The organism is Desulfobaculum sp. SPO524, assembly GCF_044987625.1.
Classification (GTDB): Bacteria; Desulfobacterota; Desulfovibrionia; order Desulfovibrionales; family Desulfovibrionaceae; genus Desulfobaculum.
The window spans coordinates 1-2,720 of sequence record NZ_JBJDSB010000010.1 but is presented as its reverse complement, the minus strand read 5'-3'; the positions used below and the strand labels follow the sequence as shown (position 1 = coordinate 2,720).

Below are 2,720 nucleotides of genomic sequence, written 5' to 3'. Positions count from 1 at the left end.
TATCCTAAAAAACTAGCGAAACGGGGTATCAGATGGGGTATTTCAAAATTGTCTCCCGCGAGCAGAACTGGGGTATCGGATTTTTGGGCGCCCCTTCCTCGCCCACCCTCTCCGCCATCTGCAATTAAAACAGGCCCTTAGAAGCAATTCTGAGGGCCTGTTTTTCTATATTCTAACCCCGTCTGAACCCCTTGTGGGGTGATTTATGGGGTGAAAATTGTTTGTTGGGGTTTGGTAACTCGATCGAGAACCTAACCTCACCTCTCTTAGACAGAGGCGGCAGTGTCGGGTGCATACTATCTCTGTACACTATATACAAAGAACCACTAGTCTCGCTCCCGCTCACAGCCTATGCGCTTGGTATTCGATACTTCTCTATTTGAAAAAAAGGCAACAGAATCATCAGCCCGCGCCTTAACCTCCTGCACATATCTTTTCTTGTCATTATTCATCTCGGGCCAAGTCGAATATCTAAAGGACAAAGCTAGCGGCTCACCATACTGAGCATCCATATTCAACCACCCACTATCTACATTTTCATGATACGCATAATATACACAAATATACTCTCCTGTTTCGTTCTTTTTCGCGACTATCACATAATCAATTAAATCTTCAACAGCTCCTTTTTCAATAGAAACGAACTCACATGAATCATTTTTTTGAGAGTTTTGATAGAATTTATAAGTATGTTTACGTTCAGAATAACCAAACATATCAGTCACACCAACGACGGAAACTCCATCAGTAAAAGCATAGACATTATTATAGTCGACTTTATTGTGCCCATAAAACGAGTATTTCGGATTAACCTTAACAAAATCTATCTTTTCTCCACCTATCCTTCCCCAAAAGACATTTCCTTGCCTTTTAACATCGACAGAACAAAAACTCTCTCTCCCATATTGCGGCTCCGCCCCACATCCAGCAACGAAAAAAAGTATTACCACTAGCAAAAAGCAGCGCCACATACGTCCCCCAAGCAACATTTCATTATTAAACATGCTTTAAAAGCTCAAGAAATAGACCACCAGAAAACAACTTCATTTACAACAAAATCTTTATCCAAAAATCAAACGCCGATAAAGCATAAAGAACAACAATTTAAATTAACCAACTAGGTTAGTACTCAGACAGATTTTGGGGTACAGTCTCACAATGGAGGCCCCATGAAAGCTGCAGAGAAAGTCGCCCGCCAGCGTATAAGTGTGCTTGAGCTTGCAGGGAGCTTGGGAAATGTCAGCGAAGCCTGACGGCGATGCGGTATGCACCGTAGTTGTCCTACTAGGTTAGTCCTCAGACAGATTTTGGGGTACAGTCTCACGATGGAGGCCCCATGAAAGCTGCAGAAAAAGTCGCCCGCCAGCGTATGAGTGTGCTTGAACTTGCAGAGAGCTTGGGAAACGTCAGCGAAGCCTGCCGGCGACGCGGTATGCATCGTAGTCAATTCTACGAGTACAAGCGGCGTTTCCAGACTCACGGCCTTGAAGGGCTCAAAGATCTGCCGCCTATTCCGAAGTCCCACCTTGATCCTGCTACAGAGTTGTGGACACGGAGTTAAGCCACTATCCTGACGACCAAACAGGAGACGTGGATGAGCAAAACTCGCAGAACATACGATGCAGAATTCAAACGAAACGCTGTGCTCATGGTTGAGGAATCAGGTCGCACAGCGACTGAGGTCGCTGAGAGCCTTGGGATTGGCGTAGATCTCATTTACCGCTGGCGACGTGAAATGCAACAGCATGGGCACATCGCTTTTCCAGGCCAAGGCAATGAATCCCTTACAGCGGAACAACAGCGCATCAAGGAGCTTGAGAAGAAGCTGAAGGATGCCGAGTTGGACCGAGATATACTAAAAAAAGCATTGGCCATCTTCAGCAAGGCACCGAAATGAGATTTCGTTTCATCAAAGATTACCGCTCGCAGTATTCGGTGAAGAGGATGTGCCGTGTTCTCAAGGTTTCTAAGAGCGGCTATTACTCATGGAAGAAGCGTAAACCATCAGCATTGGCAATTGAAACAGCCTGCCTTCGGCACAGGATAGTACAACTTTACAAGGAGCATTCTCGGACAGTCGGGAGTCCCATGCTTACGGCAGATTTGCGAGCAGAGGATCAGTTTCAACACGTGAGCCGGCAGCGCGTCGCACGGCATATGCGGAGTCTTGGCCTTCGTTGCCGCACAACGCGGAAATTCGTTGTAACAACAGACTCAAGACATAAAGAGCCAGTCGCCCCTAACCTTTTGAATCGTGAATTCGCGGTTTGCGCTCCCAATACCGTATGGGTGACCGACATCACCTATCTCAAAGTTGGCCCAAAATGGCACTACCTTACAGTCTTTATCGATCTCTTTTCGCGCATTGTTGTGGGGTGGGATTTGAGTGACTCGCTTGAAAGGCATTCTGCAATTCGTGCTTTTCATAAAGCCATTGTTCGCCGACGGCCTGCTCCGGGGCTCATGGTCCATAGTGATCGTGGGATCCAGTTCGCCAGCAGCGATTTCCGAGCGGAACTGAATCGATATGGCTGTATCCAGAGTATGAGCCGCAAGGGGAATTGCTGGGATAACGCCGTGGCTGAATCTTTCTTCCACACCCTCAAGACCCAATTCATCCGCCATCAACTGTTTTCAGACAGGCTTGAAGCGGAACTGGCGCTGTTTCAATATATCGAAGCCTACTACAACCGAAGGCGGAGACATTCCTCAAATGGCTG

The 2,720-nt window shown here is 46.9% G+C and carries 2 protein-coding genes and 1 pseudogene; 2 read left to right on the top strand and 1 reads right to left on the bottom strand.

Translation table 11 applies throughout. The features are described from left to right. Positions 1-326 precede the first annotated feature (326 nt). Complete coding sequence (locus tag ACI3L3_RS16835; protein WP_404846324.1) at positions 327-1,004, bottom strand: hypothetical protein; 678 nt, start codon at positions 1,002-1,004, stop codon at positions 327-329. A 332-nt stretch (positions 1,005-1,336) separates the two neighbouring features. Between ACI3L3_RS16835 and ACI3L3_RS16830 the strand changes: the two genes are divergently transcribed. Further along, positions 1,337-1,561 (top strand): helix-turn-helix domain-containing protein, encoded by a 225-nt coding sequence (locus ACI3L3_RS16830; RefSeq protein WP_404846323.1) that lies wholly within the window; start codon positions 1,337-1,339, stop codon positions 1,559-1,561. Positions 1,562-1,594: 33 nt separating this feature from the next. Beyond that, positions 1,595-2,720, top strand: a pseudogene (locus ACI3L3_RS16825) (IS3 family transposase); the annotation flags it as partial.

Bases quoted from the DNA above. Each gene is read 5' to 3' on its own strand.
- ACI3L3_RS16835 (WP_404846324.1), bottom strand. From the start codon at position 1,004: ATGTTTAATAATGAAATGTTGCTTGGGGGACGTATGTGGCGCTGCTTT.
- ACI3L3_RS16830 (WP_404846323.1), top strand. From the start codon at position 1,337: ATGAAAGCTGCAGAAAAAGTCGCCCGCCAGCGTATGAGTGTGCTTGAA.